The organism is Microvirga sp. P5_D2 (genome assembly GCF_054049475.1).
Map to the genome: position 1 here is coordinate 1 of NZ_JBFUMH010000271.1, position 4,148 is coordinate 4,148.

At 57.5% G+C, this 4,148-nt stretch carries 5 protein-coding genes; 1 reads left to right on the top strand and 4 read right to left on the bottom strand.

Features of this window, described 5'->3' with window-relative positions; translation table 11 throughout:
* Together ACXJKO_RS30120 and ACXJKO_RS30125 are read right to left on the bottom strand one after the other, a co-directional pair.
* Positions 1 to 1,062, bottom strand: a 1,062-nt coding sequence (locus tag ACXJKO_RS30120) for a hypothetical protein (protein ID WP_457094696.1), incomplete at its 3' end; no start/stop codon positions are given.
* A gap of 358 nt (positions 1,063 to 1,420) precedes the next feature.
* Positions 1,421 to 1,642 carry a hypothetical protein gene (locus ACXJKO_RS30125; RefSeq protein ID WP_457094697.1) on the bottom strand — a complete coding sequence of 74 codons (222 nt, stop codon included), beginning with the start codon at positions 1,640 to 1,642 and terminating at the stop codon, positions 1,421 to 1,423.
* 372 nt (positions 1,643 to 2,014) lie between these two features.
* Between ACXJKO_RS30125 and ACXJKO_RS30130 the strand changes: the two genes are divergently transcribed.
* Entirely contained in the window at positions 2,015 to 3,250 is a 1,236-nt protein-coding gene (locus ACXJKO_RS30130) for a glycosyltransferase (RefSeq protein WP_457094698.1), read from the top strand.
* Positions 3,251 to 3,277: 27 nt separating this feature from the next.
* Here ACXJKO_RS30130 and ACXJKO_RS30135 read toward each other — a convergent pair whose 3' ends face one another.
* Both ACXJKO_RS30135 and ACXJKO_RS30140 read right to left on the bottom strand, forming a co-directional pair.
* On the bottom strand, positions 3,278 to 3,568 hold the full coding sequence (locus ACXJKO_RS30135; protein ID WP_457094699.1) for a hypothetical protein: 291 nt from the start codon (positions 3,566 to 3,568) through the stop codon (positions 3,278 to 3,280).
* A gap of 9 nt (positions 3,569 to 3,577) precedes the next feature.
* Positions 3,578 to 4,148, bottom strand: a 571-nt coding sequence (locus tag ACXJKO_RS30140) for an HlyD family efflux transporter periplasmic adaptor subunit (RefSeq protein WP_457094700.1), incomplete at its 5' end; no start/stop codon positions are given.

Consider the following 4,148-nt stretch of genomic DNA (forward strand, 5'->3'; position numbering starts at 1 on the left):
GACGTAGGCTCCGAGCTTATCGTAAATGTAGAGGAATTTGATTGAATACTCACCGAGTGATTTTGAGAAGTCGGCTGTGATAGACGAGGTCCCGTCTGACCAAGAATCCTGGAAGTTGGTCAGATTGACCGTCCTAGTCGGTCCGTAGGGACCCACATAGAGGCGGTCCAGTTCGAGGTTCACCCATTCGATCCCGGCAAGGTCATCGAATCCGGTAGCAGTAAACGTGCTTTGGCCCGATCCGGTTGTAACATCCACTACCGATGGGAACGCCAAAGAGGTGAGAACCGGAGGAGAAGTGTCGATGGGCCCTCCCTCAACTGTGAAGGAAGTCTGATACCCCAGCGCGGCAAGCTGGTTCCCAGTGTACCGCGCGTAGTTGCCCGCATTGTCGTGTACGTAGACATTTCGGATGTTGTACGTTCCGCTCGAATAACTCCCCAGTTGAACACTCGTCGAGGATTGTCCGTCAGCCCAGGAGTCAAAGTAGTTGGACATGTTGACGGATGACGTTGCGCCATAGGGGCTCTCATGCCACCGATCCAACTCGACCGTAACGAGGTTGACCCCCGACTTGTTGTCTGTGGCCGTGGCCGTGAACGCAATCTGACCTGCTCCGCTGGAAATATTGACGCTCGACGCGAACGAAAGCGATGTCAGGACGGGCGGGGTTGTGTCGGGAACGTCCCCCTCGATGGTAAACACTGTCGGAAGATTCATCGCGGCGAGTTGGCTCGCATCGTACCGGACGGAGTTTCCGGCATAATCAGTCAGTTGAACATATTTGATGTTGTATGTTCCTGCCGAGTTTTCGCCTGGCCGAAGGGTGATGGATGATTCTCCATCGCTCCAGGAGCCGTCGGCGTCGGGCAGGATGACGAGCGGGCTCGCTGCCGTCTGGCTTTCGAGCCACCGATCTAGCTCCAGATGAACTTGGCTAATCCCCGATCCGCTGTCAGTGGCGGAAACGCTGAACGTGAGTTCTACAACTCCGCTGGATAGGTCTATGACTGAAGGGAAGGATAACGAGAGAAGAGTCGGAGCTGAGATATCGGCGGACATGCCATAGCCATAGGGTTAAACGTGGCTGAACCTAATTGATAGGCTCCTGATAGCCAAGCTTAATCTAACTATTAATTGAGCCCACTAACTATAGAAGCAGGTTACCGCCATAGGCCCATGGCTTGTTGTATAGCCTATCCGTTCGCGGCCGAAGTTCGCCTAGGCGAGTCACTGTCAGACAACAAAATGCAATAGTCCCGGCCACTGGCACAGATGCTCTTGGGGGCTTCGATCGTGAGCTTCGGCTGTCTGCCGCCCTCGGTTACAGCAAGCTTCAGGGCTCTGAGGTTCTCATACTGCCCAAAGGGAGAGGTCGAGGCCTTTCTGGGGTACAGCGGGTTTGACTGTCGGGTTGGCGCTAAGTCTTGGCAGACTTTTTAGCCTCGTTCCGCTTCTCCATAGCAGCCTGCTGTCGCTTCCACACTTCGTCTTGCTGACGCTTATAGGCCTTGTGTTGCTTGTGGATCTGCCACTGTTTCTTGAGATCGAAGTCCCCTTCTGTGTCACCGCCCATCATRAACAGGCTGGCGAGAAGCATGAGACCGAAGACGAAAAGAACGAAGGGCGCTGCATAGATCATAGGTCGACTCATTGAGGGCTAAGTTCCCTTACATCTACGGCGAACGACTGGCCAAGCGACCTTTCGACCCTCGCGTCCGGTCGAGCGAGGCTGATGAAACGACGGATTATGAATCCAACTCGGTCCTTATCGGCCGACCAGGAACTTCGCGTCTCAGCCCGTAGAGTTGCGGGGTGGTATCTCCCATCGGACAGGTTAACGCCACGTGTGCTTGCATTTCTGGCATAGATGGCCGTCGTGGCAATACAAGGAACAGGTTGTCCCATTTGTGAGATTCACGAGCCAATAGTGGCATTCAGCCCATGACGGCCAGCGCCAGCTATCCTATAGACAACGCACGAACCGACGCCACCTTGGAGCAACGAGCGGCTGATGACCTGCAATGTCCTGTTTCTGCACCAGAACTTTCCGGGACAGTACAAGCGCCTTGCCACCGAGATCGGTCGCCGAGAGGGCTACAAAGTTGTGGCGATCGGTCAGAAGGCACCGCCGGACTCGGATTTCGGACCCATTGAGTATGAAGCCTACAGTTCGGGTCCCGATTATAGTGCCGACCTGTTTCCGCCGCTGACGTTCTTCTCCGAGCAAGTTCGCCGCGGGGATACCGTCCGCTGGCGCCTTGTCGATCTCAAGCAGCGGGGCTTTGAACCGGATCTGTGCTTCGTCCATCCAGCTTGGGGCGAAGCCCTCTTTATCAAGGACGTGTTCCCGAACACCAAGATCGTATCCTACCTCGAGTACTACTATCGCGGGCAGGATAGCGATCTCGACTTCGACGCGGAGTTTCAGGCGCCGTCGATCGACTTTCACTACGTCACGTTGCGGAACCTGCCGATGCTGCAGGCAGCCGCATTGTCTGATCGCCTCGTGTCACCCACCCACTGGCAGGCGGAGACCTTCCCGGTTCCCCTGCGTGATCGCATCACGGTACTGCACGAGGGCATCGATACGGATGTCGCCCGTCCGGGTCAGGCACGGCCGCTGTCTCTGCCTTCGGGCGAGACCCTCGTGCCGGGTCAGACGCTAATCACCTATGTTGCCCGCTCCATGGAGCCCTATCGCGGGTTCCATAGCTTCATGAGAGCCCTGCCCACGCTGCAGGCTCTCCTGCCCGACGCGCACTTTGCCATCGTCGGTAAGGAGAAACCGAGCTACGGACGCAAACCGAGCGGAGGCGGGACGTGGCAACAGTTGCTGTTAGAGGAGGTTGGATTGTCCCTCGATCACAGCCGAATCCACTTCCTGGGCACCCTGCCCTACGGCAAGTTGATCAACCTGTTCCGCCTGTCGACGGTCCACGTCTATCTCACCTATCCATTTGTGCTGTCCTGGTCGCTGCTCGAGGCAATGGCAACGGGTTGTGCCATTGTCGGATCGGCGACCGATCCCGTTCGAGAGGTCATTCAGGATGGCGAGAACGGTGTTCTGGCGGATTTCTTCGATGCACAGGCGCTTGCCCATGCGGTTGCTGCGCTGGCGCAGGATCCCGGCCGGCGGCAGAAACTGGCGCTTGCCGCTCGCCAAACCATTGTCAAGGGCTATGACTTCAAGACTGTCACCTGGCCCGCCCACGAGCGGTTGATCCAGGAGACACTTACATCTCGGTGAGTGTCTCCTGTGAGTGCCAAACTCAGCTTAGCGCCTGTATCCACGCGACTTGCCGCTTGAAATGGGCTGTTCGGAGCCAGCATGCGAAATTCGCTCGCCCTTCACCGTTGCAAGGCAATCGGCATAGGCTTCAAGGAGCCACTCGCGGTCGAAGACCACACCTGTCTGATGGGCGCGCCCCTGCTCCAGCTGGGCGAGATAGCGCAATAGCGCGAACGCCACGATCTCGGGGCTGTCGCCCTCAAGGTTGACCGGACGGCTGGCACCCGCGTCGCCGCGCTGCTGGTCAGCCGTAGTCCCTGTACGCCCCGTTGCCATCGATGTCTCCTATTCTTCCTTGAGAGCGAAGTCGTAAATTCTAAGCACAGGATCCAGGAAATATTCAAGGATGGTGCGCTTGCCTGTTTCAATCGTCACCTGTGCCGGCATGCCGGGGGTCATCTCCACTTTGCTGTGGGCGATGTCATCTGCGTTTACCTTGATGACCCCACGATAGAAGACCCGGCCTGATGTCTTGTCCTCGAAGCGGTCGGCCGACACCTTCTCGAGCGTCCCGCCAATCGGCTTTGTGTAGTTCTGCCGATAAGGCAGGAAATGAATGCTGGCGCTCTGCCCCGGCCGCACACGGTTGATCGCCGTGGGATCAATCTCGACGCCGACGACAAGTGGATCGTCCTTCGGCACAATCTCGAGTGCGGTCTGTCCGGGCGTGAGAGTCGCGCCCGGCCCGAAGACCGACAGCCCGTAAACATACCCACTCTCAGGCGCCAAGATCACCGCGTGATCAAGCCGCTGTTGGGCCGATCGCAAGCGCGGCTCAATTTCGGCGAGCCGCGCGTCATTTTCCGTGCTTTCCTTGGCAATCAGCTCCAAGCGGTCCTTGGTCAGCTGTTCGCTC